This is a genomic window from Methylobacterium sp. P5_C11, from assembly GCF_054049775.1.
In genome coordinates this window covers 74,327-90,148 of the sequence record NZ_JBFULS010000010.1, presented here as the reverse complement: position 1 = coordinate 90,148, position 15,822 = coordinate 74,327, and the positions used below count along the sequence as shown (strand labels likewise).

Annotated in this window: 14 protein-coding genes and 1 riboswitch; of the genes, 12 read left to right on the top strand and 2 right to left on the bottom strand. The window is 72.2% G+C overall.

The window, feature by feature from the left end; genetic code table 11:
• The first annotated feature begins 148 nt into the window (after nucleotides 1-148).
• From ACXJKQ_RS08265 to ACXJKQ_RS08255, 3 genes are read left to right on the top strand one after another with little or no spacing between them, the layout of a single operon-like run.
• Nucleotides 149-1,777, top strand: a complete 1,629-nt coding sequence (locus tag ACXJKQ_RS08265; RefSeq protein WP_457105282.1) for a CTP synthase — start codon at nucleotides 149-151, stop codon at nucleotides 1,775-1,777.
• A gap of 57 nt (nucleotides 1,778-1,834) precedes the next feature.
• Entirely contained in the window at nucleotides 1,835-2,287 is a 453-nt protein-coding gene (locus ACXJKQ_RS08260) for a DNA polymerase III subunit chi (RefSeq protein WP_457105281.1), read from the top strand.
• On the top strand, nucleotides 2,287-3,882 hold the full coding sequence (locus tag ACXJKQ_RS08255) for a S10 family peptidase (RefSeq protein WP_457105280.1): 1,596 nt from the start codon (nucleotides 2,287-2,289) through the stop codon (nucleotides 3,880-3,882). The genes ACXJKQ_RS08260 and ACXJKQ_RS08255 overlap by 1 nt, the downstream gene beginning before the upstream one ends.
• Before the next feature lie 51 nt (nucleotides 3,883-3,933).
• Here ACXJKQ_RS08255 and ACXJKQ_RS08250 read toward each other — a convergent pair whose 3' ends face one another.
• On the bottom strand, nucleotides 3,934-5,292 hold the full coding sequence (locus ACXJKQ_RS08250; protein WP_457105279.1) for a coagulation factor 5 8 type domain-containing protein: 1,359 nt from the start codon (nucleotides 5,290-5,292) through the stop codon (nucleotides 3,934-3,936).
• 167 nt (nucleotides 5,293-5,459) lie between these two features.
• A riboswitch (cobalamin riboswitch) is annotated at nucleotides 5,460-5,653 on the top strand.
• Between the two features lie 36 nt (nucleotides 5,654-5,689).
• Between ACXJKQ_RS08250 and ACXJKQ_RS08245 the strand changes: the two genes are divergently transcribed.
• The 9 genes from ACXJKQ_RS08245 (at nucleotide 5,690) to cobJ (ending at nucleotide 15,060) form a co-directional block, all read left to right on the top strand.
• Nucleotides 5,690-5,872, top strand: coding sequence for a CbtB domain-containing protein (locus ACXJKQ_RS08245; protein ID WP_457105278.1), 183 nt, complete (start codon nucleotides 5,690-5,692; stop codon nucleotides 5,870-5,872).
• Between the two features lie 16 nt (nucleotides 5,873-5,888).
• A complete protein-coding gene (locus ACXJKQ_RS08240; RefSeq protein WP_457105277.1) occupies nucleotides 5,889-6,626 on the top strand; it encodes a CbtA family protein in 738 nt (245 codons plus the stop codon).
• Nucleotides 6,619-7,020 carry a DUF1636 family protein gene (locus ACXJKQ_RS08235; protein WP_457105276.1) on the top strand — a complete coding sequence of 134 codons (402 nt, stop codon included), beginning with the start codon at nucleotides 6,619-6,621 and terminating at the stop codon, nucleotides 7,018-7,020. Before ACXJKQ_RS08240 ends, ACXJKQ_RS08235 begins: the two co-directional genes overlap by 8 nt.
• A complete protein-coding gene (gene cobW, locus ACXJKQ_RS08230) occupies nucleotides 7,017-8,051 on the top strand; it encodes a cobalamin biosynthesis protein CobW (RefSeq protein WP_457105275.1) in 1,035 nt (344 codons plus the stop codon). Before ACXJKQ_RS08235 ends, cobW begins: the two co-directional genes overlap by 4 nt.
• Before the next feature lie 68 nt (nucleotides 8,052-8,119).
• Nucleotides 8,120-11,473 carry a cobaltochelatase subunit CobN gene (cobN, locus tag ACXJKQ_RS08225; RefSeq protein ID WP_457105274.1) on the top strand — a complete coding sequence of 1,118 codons (3,354 nt, stop codon included), beginning with the start codon at nucleotides 8,120-8,122 and terminating at the stop codon, nucleotides 11,471-11,473.
• Nucleotides 11,470-12,834, top strand: a complete 1,365-nt coding sequence (locus ACXJKQ_RS08220) for a precorrin-3B synthase (RefSeq protein WP_457105273.1) — start codon at nucleotides 11,470-11,472, stop codon at nucleotides 12,832-12,834. Before cobN ends, ACXJKQ_RS08220 begins: the two co-directional genes overlap by 4 nt.
• The gene (locus tag ACXJKQ_RS08215) at nucleotides 12,831-13,523 is read left to right on the top strand and encodes a precorrin-8X methylmutase (RefSeq protein ID WP_457105272.1); all 693 of its coding nucleotides are present in this window, start codon (nucleotides 12,831-12,833) and stop codon (nucleotides 13,521-13,523) included. Before ACXJKQ_RS08220 ends, ACXJKQ_RS08215 begins: the two co-directional genes overlap by 4 nt.
• Nucleotides 13,523-14,302, top strand: a complete 780-nt coding sequence (locus ACXJKQ_RS08210) for a precorrin-2 C(20)-methyltransferase (RefSeq protein WP_457105271.1) — start codon at nucleotides 13,523-13,525, stop codon at nucleotides 14,300-14,302. The genes ACXJKQ_RS08215 and ACXJKQ_RS08210 overlap by 1 nt, the downstream gene beginning before the upstream one ends.
• Entirely contained in the window at nucleotides 14,299-15,060 is a 762-nt protein-coding gene (gene cobJ, locus ACXJKQ_RS08205) for a precorrin-3B C(17)-methyltransferase (RefSeq protein WP_457105270.1), read from the top strand. The genes ACXJKQ_RS08210 and cobJ overlap by 4 nt, the downstream gene beginning before the upstream one ends.
• Here cobJ and ACXJKQ_RS08200 read toward each other — a convergent pair.
• On the bottom strand, nucleotides 15,027-15,809 hold the full coding sequence (locus ACXJKQ_RS08200) for a cobalt-precorrin-6A reductase (RefSeq protein ID WP_457105269.1): 783 nt from the start codon (nucleotides 15,807-15,809) through the stop codon (nucleotides 15,027-15,029). The genes cobJ and ACXJKQ_RS08200 overlap by 34 nt on opposite strands.
• Between the last annotated feature and the right edge of the window lie 13 nt (nucleotides 15,810-15,822).

Below are 15,822 nucleotides of genomic sequence, written 5' to 3'. Positions count from 1 at the left end.
GCCGGTCGCGGCGCAGCGTCTCACCCTTGCCCAGCCGGACCGGCGCCCCGCCGGTCCGCGCCATGCGTTCCGTGATCCCCAGCCCATGCGCGGGCCGGGGCCTCCGTCGTTTGGCAAACGCCAGCAGCTTCTTTATGGACCGAGGCCCATGACGCGGTACGTTTTCATCACCGGCGGCGTGGTCTCCTCCCTCGGCAAGGGTCTCGCCTCGGCGGCCCTGGCGGCGGTGCTCCAGGCCCGAGGCTATCGGGTTCGGATGCGCAAGCTCGACCCGTATCTGAACGTCGATCCGGGCACGATGAGCCCGACCCAGCACGGCGAGGTCTTCGTCACCGACGACGGCGCCGAGACCGATCTGGACCTCGGCCATTACGAGCGGTTCACCGGCGTGCCGGCGAGCCGGGCCGACAACATCACCACCGGCCGGATCTACCAGGACATCATCGCCAAGGAGCGCCGGGGCGACTATCTCGGCGCCACGATCCAGGTGATCCCGCACGTCACCAACGCCATCAAGGACTTCGTTCTCGACGGCAACGACGCGTTCGATTTCGTGCTCGTCGAGATCGGCGGCACGGTGGGCGACATCGAGGGCTTGCCGTTCTTCGAGGCGATCCGCCAGCTCGGCCAGGAGCTGCCCCGCGGCACCTGCTGCTACGTGCACCTGACGCTGCTGCCCTACATCCCGTCCGCCGGTGAGCTGAAGACCAAGCCGACGCAGCATTCCGTGAAGGAGCTCCGCTCCATCGGCATCCAGCCCGACATCCTCCTCTGCCGCTGCGACCGCGACATCCCGGTCGACGAGCGCCGCAAGCTCGCGCTGTTCTGCAACGTCCGAGAGACCGCGGTGATCGAGGCCCGGGACGTGGCCTCGATCTACGAGGTGCCCCTGTCCTACCGTAAGGCCGGCCTCGACAGGGAGGTGCTCGGCCATTTCGGCCTGGAGCACGGCGAAGAGCCGGATCTCGTCCGCTGGCAGACGATCTCAGAGCGCGTCCGCAACCCCGAGGGCGAGGTCTCCATCGCCATCGTGGGCAAGTACACGGGCCTCAAGGACGCCTATAAGTCGCTGACCGAGGCGCTGACCCACGGGGGCATCAGCCATCGGGTGAAGGTCAACCTCGAGTGGATCGAGGCCGAGGTGTTCGAGCGCGAGGACCCCGCGCCGTTCCTGGAGGGTCTGAACGGCATCCTGGTGCCGGGCGGGTTCGGCCAGCGTGGCGCCGAAGGCAAGATCCGCGCGGCCCGCTACGCCCGCGAGAAGCGGATCCCCTATCTCGGGATCTGCTTCGGGATGCAGATGGCCGTCATCGAGGCCGCCCGCTCCCTCGCCGGAATGCCGGATGCGAACTCCACGGAGTTCGGCGAGACGTCCGAGCCGGTGGTCGGCCTGCTCACCGAATGGCTGCGCGGCAACGAGCTCGAGCGGCGTGCCAAGGCGGGCGATCTCGGCGGGACCATGCGGCTCGGCGCCTACGAGGCCAGGCTCGACTCCGATTCGAAGATCGCCCGGATCTACGGGTCGGAGACCATCTCGGAGCGTCACCGCCACCGCTACGAGGTCAACATGGCCTATCGGGAGCGTCTCGAGGCCACGGGCCTGCGCTTCTCCGGCGTCTCGCCCGACGGGCTCCTGCCCGAGACGGTGGAGCATGCCGGGCACCCGTGGTTCATCGGCGTGCAGTTCCATCCGGAGCTGAAGTCGCGCCCCTTCGAGCCGCATCCCCTGTTCAAGGGTTTCGTCGGCGCGGCGATCGAGCAGAGCCGGCTGGTCTGAGCCGCGGCGGCGCGCCGCTGCTCGCCCGGCCGCCCGGAGACCTATATCCTCGGGACCGTGACCGAGATTCTCTTCTACCACATGCAGCGGCAGCCCCTGGAGAAGGTGCTGCCCAACCTCGTCGAGCGCTCCCGCGAGCGCGGTTGGCAGGCCGCGATCCAGGCGGCGAGCGAAGAGCGTCTGCAGGCGCTCGACGACCACCTCTGGACCTACACCGACGAGAGCTTCCTGCCGCACGGCACCGACCGCGAGCCCGATGCGGCCAGCCAGCCGGTGGTGCTGACGCTCCGGGACGTGAACCCCAACGCGGCCTCGATCCGCTTCCTGGTCGAGGGCGCCGACCTGCCGCCGGATGCCGGTGCCTACGAACGGATCTGCATCCTGTTCGACGGGAGCGATCAGGACGCCCTGCTGCGCGCCCGCGAGCAGTGGAAGCAGGCCAAGGCTGCCGGTCACGAGGTCGCCTATTGGCAGCAGGACGAGTCCGGACGCTGGAACAAGAAGGCGTGATGGTGACCCTCAGCAGATCTCTCGCGCACGTCGCGCTCGCCTTCGCCCTCACGGTCGCGGCGCCCGCGACGGCCCCGGCGCAGGACGCGCCGACGGGTCATCCCTCGACGGAGACCAAGCCGGCGCCGCGCGGCCCGGAGGGTCGGCGCCTCCCGCCCGACTCGACGACGAAGCAGAGCGTCACGCTGCCGGACGGCAGGACCCTCGACTTCACCGCCACAGCCGGCAGCCTGCCCCTCGTCGACGAAGGCGGGAAGCTGCAGGCCGAGATCGCCTACGTCGCCTACACGATGGCGCCGAAGGACGGCCAGGCGCGCCCCGTGACCTTCGCGGTCAATGGCGGCCCGGGGGCCTCGTCGGCCTATCTCAATGTCGGGGCGATCGGCCCGTGGCGACTTCCCGTCGGCGGCGACAGCATCAGCCCGTCCCAGCCGGTGGCGCTGACACCCAACGACGGCACGTGGCTCGGCTTCACCGATCTGATCTTCATCGACCCCGTCGGGACCGGCTACAGCCGGTCCGCGGACGGCAACAGCAAGACCTACTGGTCGGTCGAGTCCGATGCCTCAACGCTCGCGGCGGCGATCGCCCGCTACCTGCGCGTCAATGATCGGATGGCGAGCCCGAAATTCTTCGTCGGCGAGAGCTATGGCGGGTTCCGTGGCCCACTCATCACCGAGAAGCTGCAGGAGGAGGTCGGCGTCGGCCTCTCCGGCATGGTGCTGCTCTCACCGGTTCTGGACTTCGGCTGGCTCGAGACGCCACGGGCCAATCCCTGGGGGTACGTGCTGAAGCTGCCCTCCCTGGCGGCCGGCGCCCTCGAACGGGCCGGCACGGTGCCGACGTCCGCCCTCCTCGGTGACGCGGAAACCTACGCGGTCGGCTCCTATCTGGCCGACCTCCTGAAGGGTCCGAGCGATGCGGCCGCCGTTGCGCGCATGACCGAGAAGGTCGCCCCCCTGGTCGGCCTGGATCCCGCGATCGTGCGTGCGCAGGCGGCGCGGCTCTCCACGCGGAGCGCCCAGCGCGAGATCGATCGCGCCGAGGGTCGGGTCACCAGCGCCTACGACACCGGCATCACCGGGTGGGATCCGAACCCGGACGCGGCGCAATCGAGCTTCGAGGATCCGCAGCTCACGGCGCTCCAGGCACCGCTAACCAGCGCCATGATCGAGCTCTACGGGCGCACGCTGAAATGGCCGGTGCCCAACATGCGCTACGAACTGCTCAACGGCGCCGTGAATCGCGGCTGGAGCTGGGGTTCGGGCCGGCAGGCGCCGGAGGTTCTCTCGAACCTGAAGGGCGCCCTGGCGCTCGACGGCCATCTGCGCGTCCTCGTGGCGCACGGGTTCACCGATCTGGTGACGCCGTATTTCGCCTCGAAACTCCTGTTGGCCCAGGTTCCCGCCTATGGTGCCGGCCGCCTGAGCCTCGCGGTCTATCCCGGAGGCCACATGTTCTACACGCGTCCGGATTCCCGCGCTGTGTTCAAGGCGGACGTCGAACGGATGTACACCGAGGCCCTGACGGTCCGCGATACCGGCGCGACACGCCCCGCCGGAACGCCGGCGGAGCAGCTCAGGAAGGCGCCGTGAGACCACGGGTCCGCCACGATTGCGGGCCGCGGTCGACCGGCGCGTGAGGGCTCAGGCATCATCGAAGGCGAGCGCCTCCGCGGGGTAGTCGATCATGGTCCGGCGCTGCGCGTCGCTGTTCTGCCATTCGCCGACCTTCATGTAGCGCCCCTCGAGGTCCCGGACCTCGATCACCTTTCCGATGGTGGGAATCGACTGGAAGCCCTGCGGCCAGTTCGACGCGAAGTAGAACACCTGCTCGACATGGTCCGACAGGTGGCAGATCGCCGGTCCGAACGTACCCAGGCCGAAGACGAGGTAGCGGCCGTTCACCAGGGCGGTGACGTCGGCGATCAACGATTCGCTCTGGATCTCCACCGGCAAGCCACGCCGTTCCGCGTAGGCTTCGACCTCGGCGATCACCGGATTCAGTCGGTTCTCGAAGACGAGCTTCACCGATTGGATCCGCCCTTCCGCCAGGAGGCGGTCGATCACCATCCGGTAGAACGCGAAGGGCGGCTGCGGGTAGTGCGGGTCGACCCAGGTGCTGAAGATGTCCCCCGAGCGGATGTGGATCAGGAGCTGATCGTCGGGCTTGTTCGGGACGCTCCGCGGCAGACCGTTGAACAGGGGCCGGATCACGCCCTGAACGATCGCTCGGGAATCGATCGGTCCCTGCGGCCCGACCACGCGCTCGAACTGCGTCGGATCGAAGTAGAGGCCCGAGAGGAAGTAGCCATCCGTCGGCAGCGGCTCGGTCGGCGGGATGAACGTGATGCCGTCGCAGGTCAGCCGCTCGGTCAGGAAGATTACCTTGCTGCGATCGACCTTCGGGACCTTGATGTATTTCAGGTTGAGCGCCTTCGCGATCGACACGGCGACGATGTACTGGACGAGGCAGTTGCCGAAGGCGCCGTTCTCGAACAGCGACAGGCCGACAAGGTCGCGACCGGTGCGGCCGGGAGAGGCCTCGAGGGCGTAGCTCACGTAGACGTTGGCGCCCGGCTTCTCGTTCAGGAGCGTCACGTCGAGACCGAGGACCGCCCGCAGGGCGATGAGATCGACGGCGGCCTCGTCGGCCCGGATTTCGACGCCGCCGACGCGCGCCGGCTCCGTCGTCGCGATCCGCACGATCCGCGCCCAGGCCCGCTCGTCCGGGGCGAGCACGGCCACCAGGGCGTCGGGCGCGACGGTCCATCCGGCCATGTCCGCCTCGGACCAGCTGACGCCGTCCTGCGAGACCGCCACGGCCACGTCGCCGACCTCCGGGAGGCCGGCCCCCGCGGCCGGACGCAGCGCGACCGAATGCACCGGGAAGCGGCCGCCGAGATCGACCTCGAGCCATTCCCTCCCGGCGGCTGCCACGGCCCGCGGAGGACGGCCGGCTGTGAGATCGACGAGCGCCGGACGTGGATCGTCTGCCAGGGCCATCGGGTCTCCGGAGCTGAAGGGATGCGCCCGCGCCGGACCGACCGGACGTCCGCTGCGGGCGGTGCCCGCATCGGGCCGCATGCGTCAAGCCCAACCCGGATTGTGCGAGCCCCACGGGATTCGGATCCGATCCGTCGGCGCTCCGTTGTGTCGTGGCTGGCATGCGTCTACAACGGCGCGGTGACGGTGCCCCGGCGACGGGGTGAAAAGGGAATGCGGTGAGAGGTGCGAGCCTCGACTCCGTGGCTGCCCCCGCAACTGTGAGCGGCGAGCGTCTGCCGAGCGCCACCGGAGCGATCCGGGAAGGCGGCAGGCGCGCCGAGCCGCGAGCCAGGAGACCTGCCGTCACGACAGGATCCCGCATTGCCGCCGGTGGGGCGGCTGGAGACATTCGACGATGACCACCTCGACCCTCGCCCCCGTCGCCGCCGGCACCCGCTCGTCGGAGCGTCCGATCGCCGTGGCGCTCGCGGCCATGCTGGGCCTCGGCCTCCTGTTCATGGCCGGCTTCTCGCCGGCGATCGCGTTCCACAACGCGGCGCACGACTTCCGGCACACCCAGAACTTCCCCTGTCACTGACGCCATCGTCACAGGGATGATCATCCGGCTTCTGTCGGCGGCGCTGGCCGCCGGCTTCTTCGCGGCTGCCGTCGTGACGGGCCTCGAACTCACGCTGACGTCGCCGCTGATCGTGGCGGCCGAGCGCTACGAGCAGCAGGAACCGTCGCATCAGGCCGCGAAGCCGCTGCCGATCGTCCTGGCGCATGCCGGGCATGACCACGCTGCGCCCGACGCGGCGCCGGAATGGCAACCTGGTCAGGGCCTGCCGCGGATGGCCTTCACGGCGCTCGCGACCCTCGTCGGCGGCGTCGGCTACGCCCTGCTCCTCGGCGCGGTGATGCTCGCCTGCGGCCGGGAGCCGACCCCGCAGGTCGGCCTCGCCTTCGCGGTGGCGGGCTTCGCCAGCGTCGCCTTGGCGCCGGGCCTCGGCCTGCCGCCGGAACTGCCCGGCAGCGCGGCTGCCCCGCTCGCCGCGCGGCAGGCCTGGTGGCTGATGACCGCGGCGGCGACGGGCATGGGCCTCTACCTGATCGCCGTCCGCCGTACGCTGATCGCGATCCTGGGCGGTCTCGTCCTGATCGTCGCCCCGCACGTCGTCGGCGCGCCTCAGGCGCCGGAGGCCGCGTCCGAACTCCCGGCCGCCCTGGCCGCGCAATTCGCCGCCCGGTCCCTGGCCATCGGGTTCGTGTTCTGGATCCTGATCGGGTTGGGGCTCGGCTGGGCGTGGCAGGCGCTTTCGCGGGAGACGGCGCGGGGGACGGCCCGTGCCTGAGACCGTGCTGTACGTCTGCACCACCTGCCGCCGGCTGGACGATGACCCGGACGGCCCCCGCGCCGGGGCGCTCCTGCTGGAGGCGCTCAAAGCGCGGGGCGACGCCGTGCCGGGACTGCGGGTCGAGCCCGTGGAGTGCCTGTCCGTCTGCAAGCGGCCGTGCACCGTGGCGGTCGCCTCGGCGGACCGCTGGACCTACGTGTACGGCGACATGGATCCCGCTACCTCGGCCGACACGATCCTCGCCGGGCTCGCGGCCTACGCGGAGACGCCGGACGGCCTCGTGCCCTGGCGCGCGCGTCCCGCCGCCTTCCGCACGGGCGTGATCGCCCGGATCCCGCCCTTTCCCCACCCTCGCCCGCGTCCCGCCGGCACCCTGGAGGCCGCGGAATGACCCTCGTGAACAAGATCCCCTGCACCATCGTCACGGGCTTCCTCGGCGCCGGCAAGACCACCCTGGTCCGCCACGTCGTCGAGAACGCCAAGGGACGCCGCCTCGCCATCCTGGTGAACGAGTTCGGTGACGTCGGCTTCGACAAGTCCTTCCTGGCCGCCTGCGGGGTCGAGGGCTGCACCGAGGACGCCATCGTCGAGCTGCCGAACGGCTGCATCTGCTGCACGGTGGCGGACGATTTCGTGCCGGCGCTGGAGACCCTGCTGGGACGCGCCGACCCGCCGGAACACATCCTAATCGAGACCTCCGGCCTCGCCCTGCCGAAGCCGCTGGTCCAGGCCTTCCAGTGGCCGGCGATCCGGTCCCGGGTGACTGTCGACGGCGTCGTCGCGGTGGTCGATGGCCCCGCGGTGGCCTCGGGCGCTTTCGCGGAGGACCCCGAGGCGCTGGCCGCCCAGCGGGCCGCGGACCAGTCGGTCGATCACGACAACCCGCTGGAGGAGGTGTTCGAGGACCAGCTCCTGTGTGCCGACCTCGTGGTGCTCAACAAGGCCGACCTGATCGACGCCGCGACCCGCGCCCGGGTCCGCGCCGAGGTGGAGGGCCATCTGCCCCGGGCCGTGAAGGTCGTCGAGACCGAGAACGGCGCCATCGATCCGCGGGTGCTGTTGGGCCTCGGCGCGGCCGCCGAGGACGACCTCGCCGCGCGCCCCTCCCATCACGGCGAGGGCGAGGATCACGACCACGACGACTTCGAGACCGTGGCGCTGCGGGTCCGTCCGGCGGTCACCGCCGGGGACCTCGCGGCCCGCGTCGAGAAGGCGGCCGAGATCGCCGGCGTCCTGCGCATCAAGGGCTTCGCCGAGGTCGAGGGCAAGGCCATGCGCCTGGTGGTGCAGGGCGTCGGCCGGCGCGTCGCCCACCATTTCGACCGGCCCTGGAAAGCTGGGGAAGCCCGCGACGGAAATCTCGTGGTGATCGGCCTTAAGGGCTTCGACCGTCACGCCGTGGCGGCGGCCCTCGCGGGATGAGTACGCACGCGCGCCCCCGCTCGACCGGCGGCGCGCTCGCCCGCGCGGCCGCGCTCTAGGGGCCGCCGATGCATCTCGTCCGCATCGATTCCGTCTCCCTCGATGATGGTGAGGCGGCGGTGGATCTCGGGCAGGAGCCCGGCGATCTCGTGGTGCTGTCCTTCACCGACAGCGACCTCGCGGCGGTCGGGCAGGCTCACGCCGTGGAGCCCGGCCTGCCGAGCCTTCGGCTCGCCAAGCTCGCGAAGCTGCGGCACCCGCTGTCGGTCGATCTCTACGTCGAACGCGTGGTGGCCCGCGCCAAGGTCGTGGTGATCCGCTGTCTCGGCGGCCTGGATTACTGGCGCTACGGGATCGAGCGGTGTGCCGAGGCGGCGCGGGCGCACGGCGTCGTGCTGGCGGTCCTGCCGGGGGACGACCGGCCCGATCCGCGGCTCGCGACCTTCTCGACCGACCCCGACCTCGCCGGACAGCTCGACGCCTATTTCCGCGCCGGCGGCCCCGACAACCTCCGGCGGATGCTCCGGACGCTCGCGGTCCGGTTGGGCGCCGAAGGCGCGGTCGAGCCGCCGCAGGCTCTGCCGCGCGGTTTCGCCTGGTGCCCCGGCTGCGGCGTCCTCCCCCTGGAGACGGCCGTCGCGGCGGCGGGAACGGCGATCCCGCTCACCGGATCGCGGACGCGGAGCGCGCCTCTCGTGCTCCTCCTGATCTATCGGTCCGCCGTGCTCAGCGGTGACACCGAGCCCTTCGCCGCGCTCGCGGCGGCCCTGCGCGCCCGCGGGATCGGGACGCTGCCGATGGCGGTGTCGAGCCTGAAGGAGCCGGAGGCCGCCGCCGCGATCGCCGAGGTCGTCCGGGTGCGCAAGCCCGACCTGGTGATCGCGGCCACGGCCTTCTCGGCCCGGGAGGACGGCTTCGACTTCGTCCTCGACGGTGCCGATTGCCCGGTGCTCCAGGCCTTCACGGTGGGCGCATCACGGGTGGCCTGGGAGGCCTCCGCCCGGGGTCTCGGCGCGGCCGATCTCGCCATGCAGGTCGCGCTTCCGGAATTCGACGGCCGGCTCTCGGGCTTCCCGATCTCGTTCAAGGAGGAATCCCCGGAACTGGCCGGCTTCGCCCAGCGCCGGGCCGTACCCTACGCTGCCGGGATCGCCGCGCTGGCCGAGCGGGCCGCGGGATGGCTGCGCCTCGCCGCACGTCCCCGGGGAGCGCGACGCTTGGCCCTGGTGCTGTCCGACTATCCGGCCCGGGGCGGCCGGGTCGGCTTCGCGGTCGGCCTCGACACGCCCGAGAGCGTCCGGACGATCGCCGCCGATCTCGCCGCCGCGGGCTACGCGGCGGGCGGTCTTCCGGAACCGGGCCGGCTGATGGCCGAGCTCACGGAGGGTTCGGCCGAATTCCAGGTGCCGCTGTCCACCTACGGGGCGTGGTGGCGAACCCTGTCCGAGGAGACCCGCGCGGCGGTCACGGTCGCCTGGGGCGATCCGGCCTCCGATCCGTCCTGCATCGACGGCGCCTTCCGGTTCCGGATGGTGACCGGCACCGCCCCGCCGACGCGCGACGGCGGCGGCCTCGCGGTCTTCCTCCAGCCGGATCGCGGGCGCGATCCCGATCGCAAGACCGGCTACCACGACCTCGAACGGGCGCCGACCCACGCGTATCTCGCCTTCCATCTCGGGTTGCGGCAGCGGTTCGACGCCCTGATCCAGCTCGGCACGCACGGCACCACCGAATGGCTGCCCGGCAAGGCCGTGGCGCTCGGACCCGCCTGTCTCCCGGCCCTGTGCGTCGGCGGCCTGCCGGTGATCTATCCCTTCATCGTCGACGATCCGGGCGAGGCCGCACCGCTCAAGCGCCGCCTCGGCGGCGTCGCGCTCGGCCACCTGACCCCGGACATCGCAGCCCACGCCCTGTCGCCGGAGGCCGCACGCCTGCGCGAGCTGGTGGAGGAGTATTCCGCCGCCAGCGTGCTCGATCCGCGCCGCGCCGAGCTCATCGCGGGCGCAATCCTCGAGGAGGCCGCGTCGGCCGGTCTGCTCGACGGCGCCGGCATCGTCGCCGATACGCCGATGGAGGAGGCGCTGACGCGGCTCGACGCACATCTGTGCGACCTCGGCGAGACCTCCTTCCGCGACGGCCTTCACGTTTTCGCCCGCACCTCCGACGGGGCGCCCGACCCGGTGGCCGCGTGTGCGGCCTCCGAACGGGACGGCCTGCTCGCCGCTCTCGACGGGCGCTTCGTCCGGCCAGGCCCGTCCGGGTCCCCGTCCCGCGGGCGCGCCGACGTGCTGCCCACCGGACGCAACCTCGCCACCCTCGATCCGCGGGCAATCCCGAGCCGCGCCGCCGCGCTCCTCGGCGAGAAGGCCGCCGCCGCCGTCGTGACCCGCTACCTCCAGGACGAGGGCGCCTACCCGGCCCGGATCGTCATGGACCTCTGGGCGTCGCCGACCCTGCGCACCGGCGGGGAGGACGTGGCGCACGCCCTCGCCCTGATGGGCGTGCGGCCGGTCTGGGATCATGCGAGCACCCGCGTCACCGGGTTCGAGATCCTTCCCCTGGCGATGCTCGACCGGCCCCGGATCGACGTCACCGTGCGGATCTCCGGCGCGTTCCGCGACACCTTTCCGGAAACGCTCGCGCTGATCGACAGGGCCGCCCGCGCGGTTGCAGACCGGGACGAGGCCGATGACGAGAACCCGCTCGCGGCGGCGCGGCGGCGGGGCGAAGCGGCGGTACGGGTCTACGGGGCGGCACCGGGTCGCTTCGGCGCCGGTACCGCCCGCGCCGCCCTGGACGGTGGCTGGGAGGACCGTGCCGACCTCGGCCGGGCCTACCTCGCCGCGAGCACCCACGCCTACGGCGACCGCGAGGTACCGGACGCGGATTTCGGCGCCCGGGTCGCGGCGGCCGATGCCTATCTCCACGCCTTCGACGTGGCGGAGCGGGACCTGTTCGACGGGGATGCCGCCGTCGACGCGATGGGTGGCTTCGCCGCCGCCGCGGCTCTGGAGGGTTCCAGTCCCGCGCTCTACAGCCTCGACGTATCGCGCCCCGACCGGCCGAAGGCCCGGACCGCCCGGGAGGACGCGGCCCGGCTGATCCGCGCGCGCCTCGCCGATCCCCGCTGGATCTCCGCCCAGCTCCGCCACGGGTATCGGGGCGCTCAGGAGCTGGCCCAGGGGCTGGACGCGGTCTTCGTCCTGGCCGCCGCCAGCGACGCGGTGTCCGATGCCGGCTTCGAGACGCTCTACGCGGCCTGGATCGCCGATGCCGACGTGTTCGAGCGCCTGCGCGCCGCAAATCCCGCGGCCACCCGGGCGATCCTGGAGCGCTTCGATGCGGCCCGCGATCGCGGCCTCTGGCACAGCCGGCGCAACGCCCTGCCGGCCGACGCGCTGCTCCGGGAGGCCGCCGAATGAGCGCCGGCCCGTTCGGCTACCGCCGCGTCCTGCCCGAGGCGCCCGCACGCCGGGGGTGGTGCCCCGGCCTCGCCCGCCCGATGCCCACGGGAGACGGGCTCCTGGCGCGGGTGCATCCGCCGCTCGGCATCCTCACGCTCGCCCAGGCCCGCGCCGTGGCCGAGGGCGCGGTGCGCTTCGGCAACGGCCACCTCGACCTTACCGCGCGGGCCAATCTTCAGGTCCGCGGCGTCACCGATGCGACCCGGACGGCCTTGGCCGGCCTGCTCGAGGAGGCGGGGCTCGGCGACGTGCGGTCCGATGCCGGCCCGCAGCGCGTGACGCTCACGAGCCCCAACGCCGGTCTCGACACTGAGGCGGTGATCGACGTCCCGGCGCTGGCCGACGCCATCGAGACGGCGGCGCGCGGCATCCCCGGGCTGCCRCCCAAGACCCTGGTGGTCGTCGCGGGCCAGCCCGGCGTTGCGCTGCCCGAGGCTGACCTCCTCATGTCCGCCCGCGACAGAGGCACGGTCACGATCGCGGCCACCTTCGCGTCGGGCGTGCGGGACCTCGTCACCGGCCCCGAAAGCGAGGCCGCGGATCGCATGGCGCGGCTGCTCGCTGCCTTCGCGTCTACGGGCCGGCGGCGGATGCGCGACCTCTCGGAGGACGAGCAGCGCAGCGTGACCGGAGCCCTGCCGGGACAGCCGCCGCGGCTGCCCGCCTCACCCCCGGCCCGGACGGCGATCGCGGCGCGCGGGAACGATGCGCCGTTCGCGCCCGTGGCCGGGCTGCATGCCGGCGCCGGCCTGGACGTTCTTGTCGTGGATGCACCGTTCGGCCGTTGCACGGCCGCCGCCCTCACCCGCATCGCCGACGCCGCGGAGGCGCTCGGATCGGATACGCTGCGGCTGTCGCCCAATCGCGGTTTCGTGCTGATCGCATCGTCGGTCGGGTTGGCCGCCGCGACGCTGGCGGACCTCGCCGACGTGTTCATCGTCGCGCCCACCGATCCGCGGCGGGCGATCGACGCCTGCACGGGCGCTCCGGGCTGCGCCTCCGGGTCGACTCCGACGCTGTCTGATGCGGCGCGCCTCGCGGAAGCCTTCGGCACCCTGGCGGAACAGGGGCGATCCGCGCATGTTTCGGGTTGCGCCAAAGGCTGTGCGCGGCCTGGTCCGGCCGATCTCACCCTCGTCGGCCGGAACGGCCTGTACGGTGTGGTGATCGGCGGCGGCCCCGGCGATGAGCCGGCGATGGACCTCCCTATCGAGGCCGTGCTGGAGCGGTTAGGAAGAGCCAACACCGTCGGGCTTGCCGCCGCCTTCGCGCCGGAAACCGCCCGGACGGCGTGCGGGAGGACCAGGAGACCGGCATGAGCGCGAGCCAGAACGCCCTGCGCCAGACAGGATCGGAGCCGGCCGCGGCCAGCGAGTCCCCGTCCCGCTACGACTACGTCCGCGACGGCAGCGCGATCTACGCGCGGTCCTTCGCGATGATCCGCGCCGAGGCGGATCTCGGTCGCTGGTCGGGCGCCGCCGAGCGGGTGGTCGTGCGGATGATCCACGCCTGCGGCATGACTGACCTGCCCACCGACGTGGAGATGTCGCCGGACTTTGCCGAAGCCGGCGTCGCGGCCCTGCAGGCCGGTGCGCCGATCCTGTGCGATGTCCGCATGGTCGCCGACGGCGTCACCCGGTCTCGGCTGCCGGCCGACAACAGGGTAATCTGCACGCTGGGCGATCCGCGTGTCCCGGATCTGTCAAAAAGTCTCGGCACGACCCGCTCCGCCGCCGCCATGGAGCTGTGGCGCGAGCACCTGCCGGGGAGCGTCGTGGCGGTGGGCAACGCGCCGACCGCCCTGTTCCGCCTGCTCGAGCTGCTCGACGCCGGCGTGGCACCACCCGCCGCGGTGATCGGAATCCCGGTGGGGTTTGTGGGCGCCGCGGAATCGAAGGACGCCCTCGCCCGCGACAGTCGCGTGCCCTTCGTGGTCGTCCACGGCCGGCGCGGCGGCAGCGCCATGACGGCCGCCGCCGTCAACGCGCTGGCCAGCGAGGTCGAGTGATGGACGGGTTCGACCGCCTGGAAGGCCCGACCGAGGCATTGCCGGTGACGGCGGTGACCGGCACGCTCTACGGGGTCGGGATGGGTCCGGGCGATCCGGAGCTGCTGACCGTGAAGGCGCAGCGCATTTTGATGCACGCGCCGGTGCTGGTGCATTTCTGCAAGCGCGGCCGGCGGGGCAATGCCCGTACCATCGCCGACGCGATCCTGCGCGATCCGGCCCGCGAATTAGCCCTGGCCTATCCCTATACGACCGAGATTCATCCCGAGCATCCGGATTACGTGGCGGCGCTGGCCGGCTTCTACGACGACGCGGCCGGCCGGCTCGCGGATCATCTCGGTGCCGGGCGCGACGTGGCGATCCTGTCGGAGGGCGATCCGTTCTTCTACGGCTCGTTCATGCACCTGTGGCGACGGCTGAAGGACCGCTTCCCCGTCGAGGTCATCCCGGGCGTGACCGGCATGTCCGGCTGCTGGACGCGGGCCGGCAAACCGATCACCTGGGGCGACGACGTGCTCACCGTCCTGCCGGCAACCCTTCCGCTCGCTGCGCTCACCGAGCGCCTGCGCGGGACCGATGCCGCTGTGGTGATGAAGCTCGGGCGCCACCTGCCCAAGGTGCGCGCCGCCTTGGCGGAGGCGGGGCTGCTCGCGCGTGCGGTCTACGTGGAGCGCGGGACAATGGCCGGCGAGCGGGTCGTCATGCTGGCAGACAAGCCGGACGACGAGGCGCCCTACTTCTCCATGGTCCTCCTGCCCGGCGAGGGCCGGCGGCCGTGAGCGGCAGCCTCACCGTCGTCGGCCTCGGCCCGGGCGACGCCGCGTTGCTGACCGGGTCCGCATGCCGTGCGCTGGATGCGGCGGAGGACGTCATCGGCTACTTCCCCTACGTGGCCCGCGTGCCCGAGCGCCCCGGACTTGTTCGGCATGCCAGCGACAACCGCGTCGAGGTCGACCGGGCACGCCACGCCCTGCAGCTCGCCGCCGCGGGCCGGCGGGTCGCGGTGGTCTCCGGCGGCGATCCCGGCGTCTTCGCCATGGCGGCGGCAGTGTTCGAGGCCGTGGAGCACGGCGAGCCGGGATGGCGCGACCTCGCGATCACCGTGGAGCCCGGCATCACCGCGATGCTGGCGGCGGCGGCACGGCTCGGGGCGCCGCTCGGTGGCGACTTCTGTGCGCTGTCCCTCTCGGACAACCTCAAGCCCTGGCCGGTGGTGACCGCCCGGTTGGAGGCCGTGCTGCGCGCCGATCTGGTGATCGCGCTCTACAACCCGATTTCCACCGCCCGGCCCTGGCAGCTCGGGGCCGCGCTGGACATCGCGGCCGGGATCCGGGCACCCGAGACGCCGGTGATGTTTGCCCGCGCCATCAGCCGGCCGGACGAGGCCATCCGGATCGCGCCCCTCGCGGAGGCGCGCGACGTGCCCGCCGACATGGCGACGATGGTGATCCTGGGCGCCTCGACGACGCGGCTGATCCCCCGCGCGGGCCGGCCGCCCCTCGTCTACACGGCGCGCAAGGTCGAGGGACCGGCGTGATCGTCGGTGTCCAGCCAGCGGAGCACCCCGGCGGCATCGGCGACGCTCGGCACTTCGGGCTTGATCGGCCGGCGCACCATCACCACGGGAATCCCGAGGGCACGGGCCGCCGCGATCTTACCGTAGGTCGCCGCGCCGCCGGCATTCTTGCTGACGAGGATCTCGGTCCCGCTGGCGCGCATCAGCGCGATCTCGGCGGCCTCGTCGAAGGGGCCTCGGGCTTCGAGAGCGGTGAGATGCGGCACCGGAAGGATGTCGCCGAGCGGCTCGACGCTGCGCGCGAGATAGGCGTGCTGCGGCGCCGCACCGAACGCGCCGGCCTCCTGGCGGCCAATCGTCAGGAACACGCGCCGCGGCTCCGGGCCGAGGGCAGCCGCGGCCTCCTCCATCCGGTCGACCTCGATCCAGATGTCGCCGGGCTCTCGCGTCCAGGCCGGCCGGCGGATCGCGAGGAGGGCCACACCGGCCAGGGCCGCCGCGCGGGCGGCATGGTCCGACATCGTCGCGGCGAAGGGATGGGTCGCGTCGATCAGGTGCGTGATCGCTGCGGCGCGCAGGTAGCGCACCAGACCCTCGGGACCGCCGAACCCGCCGATCCGGGTCGGCACGGGCTCGGGCTTCGGCGCCGCCGTCCGGCCGGCAAGGGAGAGCATCACGGACCGATCGGCCCTCACGGCCAGCGCGCGGGCCAGGCTGCTCGCCTCGCCGGTGCCGCCGAGGATCAGGATCCGCATCACGCCGCTCGTCATCGGCGCCTTGTCC

Coding starts and splice junctions, on each gene's coding strand:
- ACXJKQ_RS08265 (WP_457105282.1), top strand. CDS start 149: ATGACGCGGTACGTTTTCATCACCGGCGGCGTGGTCTCCTCCCTCGGC.
- ACXJKQ_RS08255 (WP_457105280.1), top strand. CDS start 2,287: ATGGTGACCCTCAGCAGATCTCTCGCGCACGTCGCGCTCGCCTTCGCC.
- ACXJKQ_RS08250 (WP_457105279.1), bottom strand. CDS start 5,292: ATGGCCCTGGCAGACGATCCACGTCCGGCGCTCGTCGATCTCACAGCC.
- ACXJKQ_RS08245 (WP_457105278.1), top strand. CDS start 5,690: ATGACCACCTCGACCCTCGCCCCCGTCGCCGCCGGCACCCGCTCGTCG.
- ACXJKQ_RS08240 (WP_457105277.1), top strand. CDS start 5,889: ATGATCATCCGGCTTCTGTCGGCGGCGCTGGCCGCCGGCTTCTTCGCG.
- cobW (WP_457105275.1), top strand. CDS start 7,017: ATGACCCTCGTGAACAAGATCCCCTGCACCATCGTCACGGGCTTCCTC.
- cobN (WP_457105274.1), top strand. CDS start 8,120: ATGCATCTCGTCCGCATCGATTCCGTCTCCCTCGATGATGGTGAGGCG.
- ACXJKQ_RS08215 (WP_457105272.1), top strand. CDS start 12,831: ATGAGCGCGAGCCAGAACGCCCTGCGCCAGACAGGATCGGAGCCGGCC.
- ACXJKQ_RS08210 (WP_457105271.1), top strand. CDS start 13,523: ATGGACGGGTTCGACCGCCTGGAAGGCCCGACCGAGGCATTGCCGGTG.
- ACXJKQ_RS08200 (WP_457105269.1), bottom strand. CDS start 15,809: ATGACGAGCGGCGTGATGCGGATCCTGATCCTCGGCGGCACCGGCGAG.